Annotated in this window: 14 protein-coding genes and 1 tRNA gene; 10 read left to right on the top strand and 5 right to left on the bottom strand. The window is 60.9% G+C overall.

Features of this window, described 5'->3' with window-relative positions; genetic code table 11:
* Positions 1–25: 25 nt before the first annotated feature.
* Together K3166_RS02360 and K3166_RS02355 are read right to left on the bottom strand one after the other, a co-directional pair.
* Complete coding sequence (locus K3166_RS02360) at positions 26–1,297, bottom strand: DUF418 domain-containing protein (RefSeq protein WP_247714698.1); 1,272 nt, start codon at positions 1,295–1,297, stop codon at positions 26–28.
* Between the two features lie 95 nt (positions 1,298–1,392).
* Complete coding sequence (locus K3166_RS02355) at positions 1,393–2,397, bottom strand: SPOR domain-containing protein (RefSeq protein WP_221423109.1); 1,005 nt, start codon at positions 2,395–2,397, stop codon at positions 1,393–1,395.
* Positions 2,398–2,617: 220 nt separating this feature from the next.
* Between K3166_RS02355 and K3166_RS02350 the strand changes: the two genes are divergently transcribed.
* From K3166_RS02350 to K3166_RS02340, 3 genes are read left to right on the top strand one after another with little or no spacing between them, the layout of a single operon-like run.
* Complete coding sequence (locus K3166_RS02350; RefSeq protein ID WP_221423108.1) at positions 2,618–3,334, top strand: ParA family protein; 717 nt, start codon at positions 2,618–2,620, stop codon at positions 3,332–3,334.
* 29 nt (positions 3,335–3,363) lie between these two features.
* On the top strand, positions 3,364–3,894 hold the full coding sequence (locus K3166_RS02345) for a hypothetical protein (RefSeq protein ID WP_221423107.1): 531 nt from the start codon (positions 3,364–3,366) through the stop codon (positions 3,892–3,894).
* 39 nt (positions 3,895–3,933) lie between these two features.
* Positions 3,934–5,256 carry an SPOR domain-containing protein gene (locus K3166_RS02340; protein WP_221423106.1) on the top strand — a complete coding sequence of 441 codons (1,323 nt, stop codon included), beginning with the start codon at positions 3,934–3,936 and terminating at the stop codon, positions 5,254–5,256.
* Between the two features lie 66 nt (positions 5,257–5,322).
* Here K3166_RS02340 and K3166_RS02335 read toward each other — a convergent pair whose 3' ends face one another.
* Complete coding sequence (locus tag K3166_RS02335; RefSeq protein WP_221423105.1) at positions 5,323–6,555, bottom strand: dihydroorotase; 1,233 nt, start codon at positions 6,553–6,555, stop codon at positions 5,323–5,325.
* Positions 6,552–7,577, bottom strand: a complete 1,026-nt coding sequence (locus K3166_RS02330; RefSeq protein ID WP_221423104.1) for an aspartate carbamoyltransferase catalytic subunit — start codon at positions 7,575–7,577, stop codon at positions 6,552–6,554. Before K3166_RS02330 ends, K3166_RS02335 begins: the two co-directional genes overlap by 4 nt.
* A gap of 114 nt (positions 7,578–7,691) precedes the next feature.
* Here K3166_RS02330 and sppA point away from each other — a divergent pair, with 114 nt between their 5' ends.
* The 5 genes from sppA to K3166_RS02305 all read left to right on the top strand — a co-directional run bounded on the left by sppA (position 7,692) and on the right by K3166_RS02305 (position 12,795).
* On the top strand, positions 7,692–9,569 hold the full coding sequence (gene sppA, locus K3166_RS02325) for a signal peptide peptidase SppA (protein ID WP_221423103.1): 1,878 nt from the start codon (positions 7,692–7,694) through the stop codon (positions 9,567–9,569).
* Between the two features lie 87 nt (positions 9,570–9,656).
* Positions 9,657–9,731: transfer RNA gene (locus K3166_RS02320), tRNA-Val, on the top strand.
* A 109-nt stretch (positions 9,732–9,840) separates the two neighbouring features.
* Entirely contained in the window at positions 9,841–10,920 is a 1,080-nt protein-coding gene (locus K3166_RS02315) for a Gfo/Idh/MocA family protein (RefSeq protein ID WP_221423102.1), read from the top strand.
* Positions 10,917–11,876, top strand: coding sequence for an aldo/keto reductase (locus tag K3166_RS02310; protein ID WP_221423101.1), 960 nt, complete (start codon positions 10,917–10,919; stop codon positions 11,874–11,876). Before K3166_RS02315 ends, K3166_RS02310 begins: the two co-directional genes overlap by 4 nt.
* Positions 11,877–11,886: 10 nt before the next feature.
* Positions 11,887–12,795, top strand: coding sequence for a TauD/TfdA family dioxygenase (locus tag K3166_RS02305; protein WP_247714697.1), 909 nt, complete (start codon positions 11,887–11,889; stop codon positions 12,793–12,795).
* Here K3166_RS02305 and K3166_RS02300 read toward each other — a convergent pair.
* Positions 12,788–14,491: a solute:sodium symporter family transporter gene (locus K3166_RS02300; protein ID WP_221423100.1), complete on the bottom strand. Its 1,704-nt coding sequence runs from the start codon at positions 14,489–14,491 to the stop codon at positions 12,788–12,790. The genes K3166_RS02305 and K3166_RS02300 overlap by 8 nt on opposite strands.
* A gap of 223 nt (positions 14,492–14,714) precedes the next feature.
* Between K3166_RS02300 and K3166_RS02295 the strand changes: the two genes are divergently transcribed.
* On the top strand, positions 14,715–16,145 hold the full coding sequence (locus K3166_RS02295) for an efflux transporter outer membrane subunit (RefSeq protein ID WP_221423099.1): 1,431 nt from the start codon (positions 14,715–14,717) through the stop codon (positions 16,143–16,145).
* Positions 16,142–17,437 carry an efflux RND transporter periplasmic adaptor subunit gene (locus tag K3166_RS02290; RefSeq protein ID WP_221423098.1) on the top strand — a complete coding sequence of 432 codons (1,296 nt, stop codon included), beginning with the start codon at positions 16,142–16,144 and terminating at the stop codon, positions 17,435–17,437. The genes K3166_RS02295 and K3166_RS02290 overlap by 4 nt, the downstream gene beginning before the upstream one ends.
* Positions 17,438–17,441: the final 4 nt, after the last annotated feature.

Raw genomic sequence — 17,441 nt, 5'->3', positions numbered from 1 at the left:
GCGAATTAGTCTCAATAGCAAGAGCTCAACGGTGCAAGGCGAATAGCTTGCCATACGTTAGGCAGCGCCACAGCCATTCGAGCGGCCCATACCGGAACCGCTCGAGCCACGGTTTCGACCAGAGAAGCATCAGTCCCCATGCAGCGACCACCACCAGGTACAGCTGGGCGCGGCCGAATACGCCGAACAGATCGAGCCCCCAATTGCCGAACACGAACAGCATCACGATCGATGTGCCGAGATAATTGGTAAAGGCGGCCCTGCCCGCTGCCGAAATCCGGTCAGCCAGCCAGCCCCCGGCCTTGGGAGCATGGACTGCCAGCAGGATCACGAGGCCTAGCGTCATGAACAGCCGCGGGACATGCGACCATCCGACGAAGGCGGCGAGAGCACCGTAATAAGTGATGCCGCCCTTTATCGTGGCCATTGCAATCCACACGTGCAGGGCCCCGCCAAGCGCCAACCCTGCCCAGCCCCACAGCCGCAGCTTGCGGCTATCCCAGCGGCCATCGAACAGTCCTTTGCGATAAAGAACGATGCCGAACAGCATGAGCGGCAATGTTTCGAACGCGAAGAAGAACAGCGCAAAGGCAGGATCGCCTCCATGCTCCTCGAGGTTATGCGTGACATAACCGCCGTAACTGCCGTCTTGCCGTATCCGAGTTTCGAGCTCCCCATCGGCGATATCATTCGCCTCCTCGGACTTCAGTTCTTCCTGCATCTGGATAGCGACGGGGTTATCACCCGGTTGGCTGTCGGCAGCCACCTGCATGAAGATCGTCATCGCGCCGTACAGGATCGCGCCGACGATATAGGCGAGGATGCCGATAACGAGCTGTTTGCGCACGCTCATGCCGATGAACATCAGGACCGTGAGCAAGCCGCAGACAGCGTAGAGAAACAGGATGTCGCCGCGCCAGATAAAGTAGAAATGGATGAGGCCGAACAGTCCCAGCCACAGCAGGCGCTTGACCTGCAGCCAGACCGTCCCGCCCTTGGCCCAGGTTTTTTCCATGAACAGGTAGAGGCCAGCGCCGAACAGCAGGCTGAAAAGGCCGCGCATCTTGCCGTCGATCAGAACGAACTGCGCCGTCCACATCCAGTCCTCGCAACCAGACGGAGGAACCGTGAAGGCATCTGGGAACATATAGGCCGGGAACGGCTGACCCATCGCAAAGATGTTTGCCGCAAGGATGCCCATCACCGCCAGCCCACGGATAAAGTCGAGGCTCGCGATACGCTGGCCGGTTTCGGCAACGGGTTGCGGCCTGTCCGGCGTCGTTACGGTGCTATCCATGCCTCATACCTCCAATGGATGGGGGCATAGCCGACTTGTTGGAGCGCGGCACCCAAGACCAGCCCGAAAACACACAGTTATCTGGAAAACGCGTCCTATTTCGTGACGAGGCAATCCTGCCCGTTACGCTTCAGAGCGGAACAAGCGGCGGCGGCTTCGGCCCTGCTCGCGTAGCCTCCCGCCAGCAGAATGGTGAGCGCCCCGGCTTTCTTTTCGACTTTGTCGCGGCCAGCAATCTCTGGCCGCCCGGAAAGCTTGTTCCATAATCTGGCGGCATTTCCTGGAACGCCGAATGCACCTAATTGCACTTTCCAGGGTCCACCGGTCACCGGGCGCACGGGGGCTGGTTGCGGCGGGGGTGCCGGAGCCACCCGAACTTGAACGGGAGCGGGGTCCGGAGCCGGAGCCGGAGCCGGAGCCGGCGAGGCTTCAGCGAAATCTGCGCCGATCAACGCAGGAGTTTCAGCAGCTGTGCCAACCGTCGCAAGATCGACCGCAGCCAGTTCCCTCGCTCGATTGGCTTCGCTTTCTTGCTTGATCGAAGCGGCGAGCGCCTGTGCTTCTTCGCGCTCCTCAAGGGGAATGTATTCATCCATTTGGGTGAGCGCGCCTCTTGCCTGCGGAAGTCCTGCAGCATTCGCGAGCGTTAATAGTGCATAGGCACGCGGCCAGTCCTTGGCTGCAAGATCGCCGTTGAAGTGTGCAATCCCGAGCAAATATTGCGATCGCGGGTCCCCGCGGCTGGCCGCTGCCTCGACATAAGGCATGGCGCGTTCCCGCTCCCCCTTCTGAAACAGCATCAAGCCGTACTGATCAGCGGCGCGCACATGGCCTTGGGCCGCAGCTCTTGCATAAAGAGCTTCTGCCTGGACAAGGCTCACCTCCACCCCGCGCCCTAGCCGGTAAGCCTGGGCAAGGTTGAACTGTGCGTCCGCATCACCGGCAGCGGCAGGCTGGGTCCACTGGCGGACGGCCTCGGCATAGTTGCCTTCGCTCCAAGCATCGACACCGGCCTTCACATCGGCGAGCGCGGGCGCTGCGAAGACAAGCGCGGCCGCGCTTCCCGCAGCGAAAAAGAATCTGATGGAACTGGACCTCATGACTGCACCCCCGGATCGGTCTGACTTTGAGCCTGTATTTCACAAAACCCTATACCAGAAGCCAGCTTAATAAAGACTGCGCCGCCCTGCATCTGAGCCCTGGCAAATGAAAGTGCCGGGAAATTAACCCTAAATTAGGGGTAGTCTGCGATCTCCTTGTTTCGAGAGGGCCACAAATGCGTGGCTCAGTTAGATTGAAGCGCAACCAGGGGGACCAGCCTTGCGTGTACTGGCATTGGCATCGCAGAAGGGCGGATCGGGCAAGACCACGCTCTCCGGACATCTAGCCGTTCAGGCCCAACGAGCGGGCGCAGGCCCGGTCGTTCTGATCGACATCGACCCGCAAGGTTCGCTAGCTGATTGGTGGAACGAACGTGAAGCGGAACTTCCCGCATTCGCACAAACCACCGTCGCTCGGCTCGCAAACGACCTTGCAGTTCTACGTCAGCAGGGCTTCAAGCTCGCTGTGCTGGACACGCCCCCGGCAATTACCATGGCTATCCAGTCGGTGATTTCGGTGGCTGAACTCATTGTAGTTCCGACACGTCCCAGCCCGCACGATCTGCGCGCTGTCGGCGCAACGGTCGATCTTTGCGAACGTGCTGGCAAGCCGCTGATCTTCGTGGTCAACGCAGCTACGCCGAAAGCCAAGATCACTTCGGAAGCTGCCGTCGCGCTGTCGCAGCATGGCACGGTCGCACCGATCACCCTTCACCACCGCACCGATTTTGCCGCCTCGATGATCGATGGCCGTACGGTGATGGAAGTCGACCCCGAAAGCCGCTCGGCTGCCGAGGTTACCGCATTGTGGAAATACATTGCGGATCGGCTCGAAAAGAATTTCCGCCGCACCGTGTTCGCCGCGCCCAACGCGCAGGCTGCACAACCAGGTGCCTATCGTCCCGCCGGTGGCTTCGGCCGTCGGGTCGCCCAGTAAGAGCAATTTAGGAAAGGCGAGGCTGCCGGATGTCTGACGCCAATTTCGCATCGCTCTCTTCCACCCTGCTCGCGCGCAAGGGCGGCGCCAAGCCTGCCATGCGTCCGCAATCGACGGCTATTGGCCCGGTTGACGGTGCCGCTGCCGCGGCAAGTCTGGAAGATCTCGGCTGGAACGATATGGGCGAAGAAACGCCCGCCGCAAAAGCCGAAGCCAGCCTGCTAAAGGTGCCTGCCCAGGTCGTATCGATCGCCCCGCAGGCTGCCAATGAAGGCGGTGAACCCAATCAGGTACGCGCTTCCCTGGATCGCATCGCGATGCAGTTGGACAAGAAGCCTGAAGATAAACAGCCTCTCCAGCGCCAATCCGCGCTGAAGCAGGGCAAGCGCGCGGCTTTCACGCTGCGTCTTGATCAACATCGGCACTTGATGCTGCGCCTCGCCTGCACCGTTCGCGGGTCAAGTGCACAGCAACTCGTAACCGACGCACTCGACGGCCTGCTGGCCGAAATGCCGGAAATCGCCGCTCTTGCTGCCCAGGTGCAGCATGACGGCAAATGATGAAACCAAGGACGTGGGATCGCCTTTAGGGGGTAAGCAATGACGCAGACCAGAAACCAACTCTTCGTCCGTTTGGCGGTAACCACAGCTTTGGCGACGACCGGCCTGGCCGGTTGTACCGGTAAGGTTGCACCAACTGCATCGCACTCGGCCGCCAAGGCTGAAGTTGCCCTGCAGAAGGGCAATGGCGACAAGGCCGTAAAGCACGCCGAGGCGGCAGTCCTTGCCAGCCCGCGCGATGCAAACAGCCGCACGCTGCTTGGCAACGCCTATCTTGAAGCGGGCCGATTCCAGTCCGCAGCCCAGACATTCACCGACGCGATCGCGCTCGGTGATACCGGACCGCGCACTGTCGTGAGCCTTGCTCTGGCGCAGATCGGAGCAGGCGACCAGCTCAGCGCAATCGAAACACTCGATCGCTGGGAAACATCGCTTGATGCAGCAGACTTCGGCCTTGCAATCGCACTTGCCGGTCAGCCGCAGCGCGGCGTCCATGTCCTGAGCAACGCAATTCGCGGCGGTGAGAATACTGCCAAGACCCGCCAGAACCTTGCCTATGCCTACGCTCTTTCGGGCCAATGGCGTGCAGCGCGCCTGATGGCTGCTGAAGACGTGCCTGCCGACCAGGTCGGTGACCGCATGGCGGAATGGGGTGCGCTTGCAAATCCGCGGATGGCACGCATTCGCGTCGCCCGTCTCATGGGCGTAGAGCTTCAGGCCGATAGCGGTCAGCCAGTGATGCTGGCGCTCGGCAACAGTCCGAGTGTCGAGATGCTCGCAGCTGAAACTGTCGAGACAGAGGTCGTGGTTGAAGAACCCGCCCCGAGCTTCGCTTTCGCCAGCGAACTTCCGGCTCTCGAAGAAGAAGCACAAACACCGTTCGCTCTCGACACCGCCGATGCAGGCCTCGCCGATGCGGGCCTTTCCGTCGCCGAACCGCGCAAGAAGTTTGCTCTTCAAGAAGTGTCCCAGCCCGCTCCGGTGGCAGCAGCCCCGGCTCGGCGCACTGCCGCAGCAGCGCCTTCGCAGTCCGCTTTCGCCCCTGCCCCCAGCATTGCCCTGGCAAAGGGTGATTACAACATCCAGCTCGGCTCGTACTTCTCGATGTCCGATGCGCAGGAAGGCTGGCGCAAGTTCCAGACCATGTATCCCGAACTGGCCGATGCCGAGAAGGTCATCACCAAGGCACGCGTGAACGGCAAGATCTACTACCGTGTTGCCGCGGCAGGTTACGCAAGGAATTCGGCGCAGGGTCTGTGCTCTTCGGTCAAGGGCAAAGGTGGTGGTTGCATCGCCTACGCCTCAACCAATCCGCTGCCCGGGCACATGGGCAACGCAGCAATAATGGTCGCATCGCGCTAAGACGCGAAGGTCTAAACCAAAGACTTGAGACCCCTTCCGGAGTTGATCCGGGAGGGGTTTTTCTTGTCAGAGATCGATCGCGATTCCGCCCTTCCACAGTGCGGTGACACGCCCCTGTGTCGGTTGGCCGTCGAACGGCGTGTTGCCTGCGCTGGCTGCCATGCGGGCGCTCTGGACAATCCAGGGCCGCTCGGCATCAACCAAGGCGATGTCCGCTTCAAAGCCCGGCGCGAGTTGTCCCGCCTCGACCCCAAGCAAGCGAGCCGGATTGGCCGCAACCAGTTCGAAAGCTCGCGCCAGGTCGATCACTTCGTCGCGAACGAGCGACAGCACCATGGCGAGCAGCGTTTCCGCACCCGACATGCCCGGTTCCGCATCGGAAAAAGGCAGACGCTTGCCTTCTGGCCCCCGAGGATCATGACCGCTGGCGATAATGTCGATCGTGCCGTCGGCAATGGCTTCGCGCACGGCTCCCCTGTCCTCTTCACTGCGAAGCGGGGGTGAGAGCTTGGCGAATGTGCGGAAATCCACCGTAGCGAGGTCCGACAAGGTGAAGTGCGCAGGCGTGACCCCGGCAGTGACCTTCTGCCCATCCCGTTTAGCGCGTCGAACCAGCTCCAGCCCTGCCCGCGTTGTCACCTGCCTGAAATGGATGTGTGCACCGGCCATCTCGGCCAGTGCCAGATCGCGCGCGATTGCGATGGCTTCCGCCTCAGCAGGAGCGCTCGGCAACCCGCGGCGCGTTGCATATTCGCCGGCAGTCGCAACTGCACCCGCGACCAATGCAGCGTCTTCTGCATGGGCGACAACTGGCAAGCCGAGCATCGCTGCGTATTGGAGCATCCGCAGCATGACGCCGGAATTGGGAATCCAGCCACGCCCGGTGGCAATTCCGCGTGCGCCAGCTTCCTGCATGAGAGCGATTTCCGCGATTTCTTCGCCAGCAAGCCCGCACGTCGCCGCAGCCAGTGGATGCACCCACAGATCGGGCTTTCCGCTTTTCGCGATGTAGGACACCCTGCTTGGCAGGTCGAGCGGAGGCGATTGGTCCGGCATCAATGCTGCGCGGGTAATTCCGCCGAAATGGAACGCTGGCTTGTCGACAGAGAAGACTCCGAAGTCCACCAGACCAGGCGCGATGACCTTGCCTTTTGCATCGAGTGTTTCGTCGCCATCCTGCGGTGCAACTGTGCCGACAGCAGTGATCTTGCCGCCTTCGGCCCGCAATCCGCCGTCGGTAATGCCCTCGGGAGTGACCAGCTTGCCGCCGATGATTGTAAGTGGTCGGGACTGGATCATACGGTGTCTCCCCAGCCTTCAACTCCGCGAGCGCGGCGGGTCAGTACATCGAGGCAGGCCATGCGGATCGCAACGCCCATCTCGACCTGCTGGGTTATGATTGAACGGTCGAGAAGATCGGCCACTTCGCTATCGATTTCCACCCCGCGATTCATTGGTCCGGGGTGCATGACCAGCGCCCCTTCCTGAGCCTTTTCAAGGCGTGCGCTGGTGAGCCCGTAGAGGTAGTGATATTCGCGCGCCGATGGAATGAACTGTCCGCTCATCCGCTCGCTCTGGAGGCGCAACATCATGACCACGTCCGCCCCGTCGAGCGCGGCGTCGAAGTCGTTGAATACTTGCGCGCCCATCCCTTCGATACCCGCTGGCATCAATGCCGGCGGCGCACACAGGCGGATCGTGGCGCCCAGCGCTTGAAGACACAGCAAGTTCGAACGTGCGACGCGGCTGTGCAGGATGTCTCCGCAAATCGTGATCGTGAGGCCGGTAAAGTCGTCCCCGGCCTCGCCACGCTCACGCAAGGCGTGCCGCAGAGCCAATGCATCGAGCAGTGCCTGAGTGGGATGTTCGTGCTGGCCGTCACCTGCGTTGAGGACTGGGCAATCGACCTTGTCGGCGATCAGTCCTGTCGCCCCGCTCGACCCATGGCGGATGACAATCGCATCGGCGCGCATGGCATTGAGCGTAATCGCAGTGTCGATGAGCGTTTCGCCCTTCTTCACGCTCGACTGGGCGGCATGCATATTGACTACGTCGGCGCCCAGCCGCTTGCCCGCAATTTCGAAACTCAGCAGCGTCCGCGTCGAATTTTCGAAGAAGGCGTTGATGATCGTCAGGCCGGCCAGTTGGTCGCTATGCTTGTTGGGCTGGCGGTTCAGGGAAACCCATTGTTCCGCTTCGTCGAGCAGGAACAGGATCTCGTGGCGCTCAAGCTGGCCAATGCCAAGCAAGTCGCGATGCGGAAAGGCCTGCGCACCCGCTGGATAGCGGCTTGCGTGCGGCGTTGTTTGCGAAGATGTCATTAAAGCCACGCCCTTAGTCGAGAGCTATCCTACCCTCAAGCACATTCGGGTGGCGCACCGCCGATCCCTAGCCTAAACCACTGGAAAGTTCATATTCGAAGGCGATTTTTTCCGATGCATTTTGCGGGCAAGGTTTGGCGACTGTTGGTTGGCGTGAAGGACGGGCTCGTCCTTCTGTTCATGCTGCTGTTCTTCGGATTGCTGTTCGCGGTTCTGACCGCCCGGCCAAGCCCTGCACAAGTGCGTGAAGGAGCGCTCGTCCTCGAACTCGACGGTGTCGTTGTCGAAGAACGCTCCCGGATCGACCCACTCCAAGCCTTGCTCGCATCTCAGGCCCCGGTGGGTGAATACCAGGTCCGCGATGTCGTCCGGGCACTCGACGCTGCTGCCGGTGACGAGCGCATCGATGCGGTTGTCCTTGATCTCGAGAAATTTGTCGGTGCCGGACAAGTCCACTTGCAGGACATTGGCGAGGCGATGGACCGGGTCCGTGCAGCGGACAAGCCGGTGCTCACCTATGCCATAGCCTATGCCGACGACGGCGTGTTTCTCGCCTCCCACGCCAGCGAAGTCTGGCTGAACCCGTTGGGCGGTGCAATCGTGACCGGCCCGGGCGGAAACCGCCTGTATTACAAGGGCCTGCTGGAAAAGCTGAACGTCAACGCCCGTGTTTACAAGGTGGGCCAGTACAAGAGCGCGGTCGAACCCTATACCGAAACGGGCATGTCCGATGCCGCACGCGAAAATGCTCAGGCACTTTACGGCGCGCTCTGGGAAGAGTGGCAGGCCAACGTCAAGAAGGCACGGCCGTCCGCCGATCTCGATCTCGTCACAAAAAGCCCGGCAGCCTGGGTCGAGGCAGCGCAAGGCGACTTGTCGAAGGCCGCGCTCGATGCCGGTCTCGTCGACAAGCTGGGAACGCGTGACGAATTCAACGCGCGCCTTGTCGAACTCGTTGGGGAGGACAAGTGGAGCACCCTGCCCAATGCCTTCCCCGCAACCGATTACAACGCCTGGCTGAAAGACAATCCGGCACCTTCGGGCGGCAAGCCAATCGGCGTGGTGACCATCGCCGGCGAAATCGTCGATGGCGAAGCAGGTCCGGGCACTGCAGGCGGTGCCCGCATCGCGGGCCTGCTCGACGAAGCGCTGGAGAGTGATTTTGCCGGGTTGGTGGTTCGCGTCGATTCCCCGGGCGGATCGGTTTTGGCGAGCGAGGAAATCCGTGACGCGATCCTGCGGCACAAGGCGCGCGGCATCCCCATCGCGGTATCGATGGCCAATGTGGCCGCAAGCGGCGGCTATTGGGTTGCCACGCCGGCCGACCGCATCTTCGCAGAACCAGATACGATTACAGGTTCAATCGGCATCTTCGCTGTCCTGCCGACATTCGAAGACGCAGCCGCCGGCATCGGCGTGACCAGCGATGGAGTGCGCACCGGTCCGCTTTCCGGACAACCTGATGTGATCGGCGGCCTGACGCCCGAGGTTGACCGGATCCTGCAAGCCTCGATCGAAGATGGCTACCGGGACTTTCTTAACCGCGTTTCCAATGCCCGCAACATGACCATGGAGCAGGCCGATACCGTTGGTCAGGGCCGGGTATGGGATGGCGGCACCGCTCGCCAGCTCCAGCTGGTGGATGAGTACGGCGGGATCGAAGAGGCGCTGGCGTGGGTCGCGGCGCAGGCCGAACTTGAAAGCGGCGGCTGGCATGCCGCTTATCTGGGGTCCAAGCCCAGCACTGCCGACACCTTGCTTCGCCAGATGCTGGCCAGCGAGGAAGAGGCGCAGGGCCGTGATGTCTTCGCACTTTTCGCTCAAAATGAAGTGAATGCATTCGAGGCGGTAGCTGCAGACGCGCAGCGTCTTCTGGCGGCCAAGGGCGTTCAGGCATACTGCCTCACTTGCCCCCGTCAGGAAACTTCTTCGAAGAGTTCGCCATTGGCCGAAGGCTGGTTTGCAAGGCTACCTGCGGTGATCGCAAACTGACGCCCGGCTCGCTTGCAAACGCATGATGAGCCGCGTAGAGGCTCGCGCCTGTCCAGCATTCGGTTATCGATCGAAATCGCTCAGGACGGGCGCGTAGCTCAGTGGTAGAGCACACCCTTCACACGGGTGGGGTCGCAAGTTCAATCCTTGCCGCGCCCACCATCTTTTCCGATTTCGCTGCCTCGCCTATGCCGGCAATCTTGCTGATGCACGGTTCCGTACGCCTGTGTTCTGTGTTGAAGAGCAATGGCAGCGGCGGCAAAGGCAGTTGATGAGCGCGAAAAAAACATATGCGATTCTCGGCTGCGGGATGATGGGCCGCGAACACATGCGCAATATTGCTCTGATCGGCGGTGCCGAGCTGGTGGCGATTGCCGATCCTGACGAAGGTTCTCGGGCGGCTGCGAAAAATCTTGCGGCGGAGCTGGGCCAGAAACCTGCATTTTTTGCCGACGCCGGCAAGATGCTGGCTGAGGCCAAGCCTGATGCGGTGATCATCGCCTCCCCCAATTTCACCCATTTCGAAGTCGTGCAGCAAGTGATGGAAAGCGGCCCGGCAATTCTGCTCGAAAAGCCGATGTGCACTCAGCTTGGCGATGCCCGTGCGCTGCATGAGGCGGCGCAATCCTATGCGGCTCCGATCTGGGTCGGCCTCGAATACCGCTACATGCCTCCCGTCGCCCGCTTTATCGAGCGCGTGCATGGTGGTGAGACCGGACCGGTAAAAATGGTTGCCATCCGCGAGCACCGCTTCCCCTTTCTGGAGAAAGTCGGCGATTGGAACCGGTTCAACCGCAACAGCGGCGGAACGCTGGTCGAGAAATGCTGCCATTTCTTCGACCTGATGAGAGTGATCTTGCAGGATGAACCGGTCCGGATTTTCGCCAGCGGCGCTCAGGACGTGAATCACCTTGATGAACGCTACGATGGTCAGACCCCGGACATCCTCGACAACGCATTTGTCATTGCCGACTTCAGGGGAGGCGCACGGGCCATGCTCGACCTTTGCATGTTTGCCGAAGGGTCCCAGCAGCAGGAAGACATCTATGCGCTTGGCGCCCGGGGAAAGCTGGAGGTCGCGATTCCGAGGGCCAGCGTCATCTGGTCTCCGCGAGGCAGCAGCGCGCCTGTGGAAGAGCCAGTCGCAACTCCGCCCGCCGCACTGCAAGCGGGCGATCATTGGGGCGCGACCTATTTCCAGCTCCATGAATTTCACCGATGCCTTGTCCAGGGCACCGACCCGATTATCGGTACGCTCGACGGACTGCGATCGGTGCAGATGGGCTTGGCCGCGCAGGAAAGTATTGCTTCAGGCATGCCCGTTTCGCTCGATTTCGAGGACTATCAATGACAGTAAATGCCATTCCGCCGATCGGCTTCGGATTTTGGAAAGTCGCGCGTGAGGACGCAGCGCAGACCGCATACGAAGCGATCAAGGCCGGCTATCGCCATCTCGACTGCGCGTGCGATTACGGCAACGAGGCAGAGATCGGCCAAGGTGTTGTCCGCGCCATTGCTGATGGAATTGTCACCCGCGAAGATCTGTGGATTACGTCGAAGCTGTGGAACACCTTCCACGCTCCGCAGCATGTCGAGCTTGGGATACGCAAATCGCTGCAAGATCTGGGCCTCGACTATTTAGATCTGTATCTGATCCACTTCCCGATCGCGCTCGAATTCGTGCCGATAGAAACCCGTTATCCGCCGGAGTGGGTCCACGATCCGGCGGCAGACAATCCGCGCATGCACCGTGCCAAGGTGCCGCTTCACGAGACATGGGCCGCGATGGAAGCGCTGGCCGACAAGGGCCTCTGCCGGCACATCGGGGTGTGCAATTACAATTCCGCGCTTGTCCATGACCTGATGAGCTACGCGCGCATTGCACCGCATACGTTGCAGATCGAGGCGCATCCCTATCTGATTCAGGACAAGCTGGTCCGGCTTGCACATGATTACGCGATACACGTGACAGCGTTCTCTCCGCTGGGCGCACTATCCTATGTGGAGCTGGATATGGCTGGTTCAGGCGATAGCGTACTGACAGAAACTGTCGTCCAGACGGCGGCGCAAGCACACGGCAAATCGCCTGCCCAGGTCGTGCTCCGCTGGGGAGTCCAGCGCGGAACCTCCATCATTCCCAAAACGTCGAAGCCTGAAAGGATGCGCGAGAATCTCGACATCATGGATTTCGAGCTGACCGGCGGCGAGATGGAAGCGATCAGCGCGCTCGATGCAGGGCGACGTTTCAACGACCCAGGCGTCTTCGCACAGGCGGCCTTCAACACGTTCCACCCCATCTACGATTGAGTACCAGCGTATGAGCGACTTTCCGGCAATCATTGAAGGCGGCGGAGATCTTGCGCAATTTCTGTCCACCAACAAGTCCGCAGTCGACGCGGCTTTGGCCGACGCTGGAACACTGTTGTTTCGCGGGTTCGATGTACCTGATGCGCAGGCGTTTGACGCGGCAGTCAGGGGGTACGGCGAGCCGGGCTTCACTTACGAAGAGTCCCTCTCGAATGCGGTCCGTGTGAACGTAACCGAACGGGTTTTCACGGCCAATGAAGCGCCGCCGACTACCGAAATTCACCTCCATCACGAAATGGCGCAGACACCGCTCTACCCCTCCAAATTGTTCTTCTATTGCGAGATTGCTCCTGAGAAGGGAGGCGCAACGCCCGTGTGCCGTTCTGATTGGTTGCTGGAGAGTATGACGCGGCAGCATCCCGAAATCGTCGCGCGGTTTGCCGAGCACGGCGTACGCTACACCAATGTCATGCCGGGCAACGACGACGCTGCATCCGGTCAGGGGCGAAGCTGGCGAAGCACGCTGGGCGTGAAGGATCGCGCCGGCGCGGAAAGAAGGCTGAGTGACCTGGGGTACGAATGGGATTGGCGAGAGGACGACAGCCTTCGCGCAACGACTCCGGTTCTACCGGCGATCCGCGAGCTTCCTGACGGGCGCAAGACCTTCTTCAATCAGCTTATCGCTGCATTTCGGGGCTGGTCGGATGAGCGCAATGAAGCCGACAAGTCGGTCGTCTTCGGGGATGGCTCGCTCATAACGCAGGCTGACATGACCCCGGCCATAGCCGCAGCCGAGGAACTTACCCGCGATCTGGCCTGGCAGGCAGGCGACGTGGCTTTGGTCGACAATTACCTGGCCATGCACGGGCGCCGCCCTTTCGAAGGAAAGCGCCGCGTGCTTGCATCGCTCATCAGCTGAAGGCGCGCATCCTCACGAAGCCCCACATTGCGATGTTTGCGGCGACCAGCACCGCCAAGAGCGAATAAAATACCGCGCTGAAACCGCCGCTCGAAGCCAGCGCCAAGGGCGAAAACAAGAGGTAAAGCGCGATCACGCAGGAGAAGAGAGTGATCGCCAGCGGCTTGGCAAAGCGCCATTCCGTCAGATCCACTTCCTCGCGGGCCGTGAAAGTCCATGCCTGCTTCAGCGGCTTCCAGTATCCTACGCCGAGCATGATCGCGATCTCTGCCGCGAACAACAGCGCGTATTGATGGATGAAATGCAGTGTCACCGCATCGTCGAACACGAAGCGTAGCAAGCCGTATGTGATGACGTGGAAAAGGATTGCGATCTTCGCGCCCAAGGCAGGCACCCGCCGCGTGAAAAGGCCCACGATCACGATGGCAATCGTCGGGATGTTGTAGAAGCCCGTGAAGATACGGATCACCTGCCACAAACCGGCCTCGGCGAAATGCAACAGCGGCGCGACGGCGAAGGAGAACAGGGCGATCGCGACACTGGCAATCTTGGCAACACGGACCAGCGTCTTGTCATCGACGGGACCTTTGCGCGTCGGTGCGTAGACATCGAGCGCAAACAAGGTCGCCGCGCTGTTGAGCAGTGAATTGAACGAGCTGAATACGGCTCCCAGCAGCACTGCGAGAAAGAAGCCAGACAGGTAGACAGGTAGCAGATCGTTCACGAGCCGCGGATAGGCCTGGTCGATGGTCGCAAAGTCCGGACCGTAAAGGTGATATGCGATGACGCCCGGGATCATCATCATGAAGGGCACCATGATCTTGAAAAACCCGGACGCGAGAACGCCCTTCTGTCCTTCCGCCAAAGAACGCGCGCCCAGAGTGCGCTGGATTACATATTGGTTGGTGCACCAATAAAACAGATTGGCGAAGATCATGCCGGTGAAGAGGGTACCGAACGGCGTCGGGTCCGTGCTGGACCCGATGGCATCGAGTTTTTCCGGATGATCGCTGGTGAGCCGCCCGAGACCTTCGGCAAAGTCACCGCCGCCAAGCGCGATCAGGCCAAGTACCGGGATAAGAATCCCGATGATCAACAGGCCAATCCCGTTGATCGTGTCCGAAATCGCAACCGCTCTCAGACCGCCAAGAACTGCATAGATCGCACCCGTCACGCCGATGATGACAACGGTCGCAATCAGGGCGGGCACATAATCGAGCCCGGTCAGTGCCGGCACGTCGAACAGCTGCATCACGGCTATTGAGCCGGAATAAAGGACAGACGGGATCGTCACGAGGCCATAGCCGAGCATGAACAGGATCACCGATAATCGCCTGACCCCTTCATCGAACCTGTCGGCAAGGAATTGCGGCAGCGTGGTAAATGCCCCTGCCAGGTATTTAGGAAGGAAAATCAGTGCCATGGCGATGGTCGCCACTGCAGCGGTAACCTCCCAGGCCATGCTGGACATATTGTGTCCATAAGCAGACCCGTTCAGGCCGATCAGCTGTTCGGCCGACAGGTTGGTCAGCAGCAGCGACCCTGCAATAAACGTCGCCCCTAACCCCCGCCCGGCGAGGAAATAGCCGTCCTTGTCGTCCACGGTCCCGCGGGTCTTGAACCAGCTGATCCAGCCCACCAGTCCCATGAAAAACACGCAGGATGCGAGCGTGAATAGAATGCTGCTTGGCGGCATTTGCCCTCCGACCCAAATGCGAGGGCGCAAGGGGTGCCGCCTAACCCCGAGGTTGGCAAGTCATGTTACTCAATAACCCCAGCCGGGCTCTTCAGACCCAAATGTAAATTCATCCATTTCACCTATTTAGGCAGCGCCGGGGATTGTGAACGGACCGAGTAACGTTAAAAGAGCCATGGAAATAGGATCAGGGGGTCTAGCTATTTCGACTGAGCGGTTCCGAATGAATGGCCGTGCGGTGCTTGGCGCCGGCGCGGTTTTGATGTTGGCTGGGTGCGCATTGAACGGCGTGGAACCGCCCGCTTCACAGATACCTGTGCCTGCGGACTGGGCGCAGAGCGAGGTGGCTCCGCTCTCCACTGACCTGACGCAATACTGGACTCTGCTCGGCGACCCGGTGCTCAGCAGTTTTGTCGAACAGGCTATCGTCGAAAATCGCGATCTCGCAATTGGCATCGCCCGCCTCGACCGCGCGCGCGCCGGATTGCGCATCGCCCGGGCCAGCTATCTGCCAAGCGCCGGGCTGAGCGCAGGCGCTAGCCGTGATGTCGGCGACTTTGCCGATGACGAAATAGGCTTCACGGTGGGCGCCGATGCGTCCTGGGAAATTGACCTGTTCGGACAGATTTCGAACAATGTCGCCGCGAGCCGTGCAGACCTTGCCTCTGCAGGATATTCGCTTGCCGATTTGCAGCGCCTCATCGTCGGCCAGGTTGCCGTTCAGACCATCACGGCCCGGGCCATCGCAGAGCAGCTGGCCATCGCGCGCTCAACGCTCGCATTCCAGGAGGACAATCTCCAGCTTGCACGCTGGCGCAATCAGGCCGGCCTGGTGTCCAGTCTTGATGTCGAACAGGCTCGGACACAGCGAGCGCAGACCGCCGCGTCGATCCCATTGCTGGAAAGCAATCTGGCGGCCACTGCCAATGCTATTTCCGTCCTGATCGGGGAGCCTCCGGGCCGCGTGCTCGATACAATTCAGGCTACAGAGCCTGAGCCTGTCCCCAGCCCGCCGCTGCTGACCCGATACGAGGCCCCTGCCCAGGTGTTGCAGCGCCGCCCCGATGTACGCGCGGCCGAAGCCGACCTCTTCGCCAGCGCCGCGCGCATTGGCGTCGCGCGCGCGGACCTGCTCCCAGCAGCTCGTATTACCGGTTCAATCGGAACCGCGGGCACTGCCGGCACACTGTTCGATATTCTCACGGGCAATCTGTTTGCCGGCCTTACCCAGTTAATCTTCGACGGCGGACGCACTGCATCGCGGGTCGATGGTGCAGAAGCCGATGCCCGCGCCTCGCTTGCCGCATATGAGCAAGCAATCCTCGGGGCTCTCCAGGATGTCGAAAGCGCGGCGGTCGATCAACGCGCTGCTGCGGACCGCGCGACAATCAACGAAGAGGCGCTCGACGCGGCGCAAAATTCAGCGTTCCTCGCGCGCACCCAGTATGAAGCCGGACTGATCGATTTCCAGACGCTGCTGCTCGTCGAGAACCAGCTGCTGTCGGCCCGCAACCAGCTTGTCGGCGCACAGTCCGATCGGGCCACGGCATTCGTCCGGCTGACGCAGGCGCTGGGCGGAGGCTGGAGCGCTGCCGATTACGATTACCCTCTGCCCGGAACCGATGTCCGGCAAGATGACAGGATAGCCGAATGACCGACGCCGAAGCTGCTAGCGAACAGGATATCGAGAGCTATCTCGACCTTGGCAAGCCGAAGAAATGGTACAAGCGCAAGCGTGTCTGGGTCGCGGTACTCCTGGTGCTTCTGTTGGTTTTCGCGATTTCGCGGTGCACGGGCGAAGAGCCCAAGCAAAACTATATCGACGCTGAAGTGCAGACCCGCTCGCTTGATTTGTCGGTGACGGCCACGGGCAATCTTCGGCCCACCAATCAAGTGGAAGTCGGCTCGGAAGTTTCCGGCCGTATCGACCGCGTGTTGGTCGATGTGAACGATTCCGTCAGCCGCGGTCAGGTGCTTGCCGTGATCAATACAGATGTGATCGAAGACCAGATCAACCAGAGCCGCGCCAACCTCAATGCCGCCACGGCGCAGGTCGCCCAGGCACAGGCAACGCTGGATGCGGATCAGGCCCAGCTCAAGCGGCTTCGCGAGGTAGAGCGCCTTTCGGGAGGCAGGGTGCCGTCCGATGCGGAGATGGAACTGGCAGTTGCGGCTGTCCGCCGCGGACAGGCCGCCGTAGCCTCTGCGCGTGCCAATGTTACTGCAGTCCAGGCCCAGCTTTCGACCGCCCGGACCCAGTCGCAGCGCGCGGTTATCCGCGCGCCCGTTTCGGGCGTGGTGCTGGCCCGTCAGGTTGAACCCGGCCAGACAGTGGCCGCCAGCTTCAACACTCCGACCCTGTTCGTGCTCGCCGAAAACCTCGCAACGATGCAATTGCGCGTCGATCTCGACGAGGCCGATGTGGGACAGGTCAAAGTCGGTCAGACAGCCAGCTTCACCGTCGATGCCTATCCCGGCCGCCGCTTCCCCGCCCGGGTGGAACGGGTCGATCTGGCATCGAACAACATCGCGCAGTCCCAGCAGCAACCGCAGCAGGGGCAGCAAGTGGTCAGCTATGAAGCGCGGCTGATCGTCGACAATCCGAGGGGACTCCTGCGGCCCGGGATGACCGCCACTGCAACTATTGCGACCCAAAGCACAGGCGAGAAGATGCTGGTGCCCAACGCGGCGCTGCGTTTCGATCCGGAAGAGAAGGACGACAAGGGCGGACTGTTCGGCGAACCCGATATCGGCCTAAATCAGGAAGAGACATCCACAATCGGCGTCGGCAGCCGCCAGACGGTTTATGTCGTCGAGGAAGATGGCGATCTTCGTGCGATCGAAGTGACCACGGGCCAGAGCGACGGCCGCTTTACTGTCGTGACATCGGACGAACTTGAGAACGGTATGAAGGTCGTCACAGGTATCGGCGCGGATCGGCAGTGAAAAG

It is taken from the genome of Qipengyuania psychrotolerans, assembly GCF_019711355.1.
In the GTDB taxonomy this organism is placed as follows: Bacteria; Pseudomonadota; Alphaproteobacteria; order Sphingomonadales; family Sphingomonadaceae; genus Qipengyuania; species Qipengyuania psychrotolerans.
Note: the sequence above shows the minus strand (reverse complement) of the source record. Positions and strands in the feature narration are given on the sequence as shown.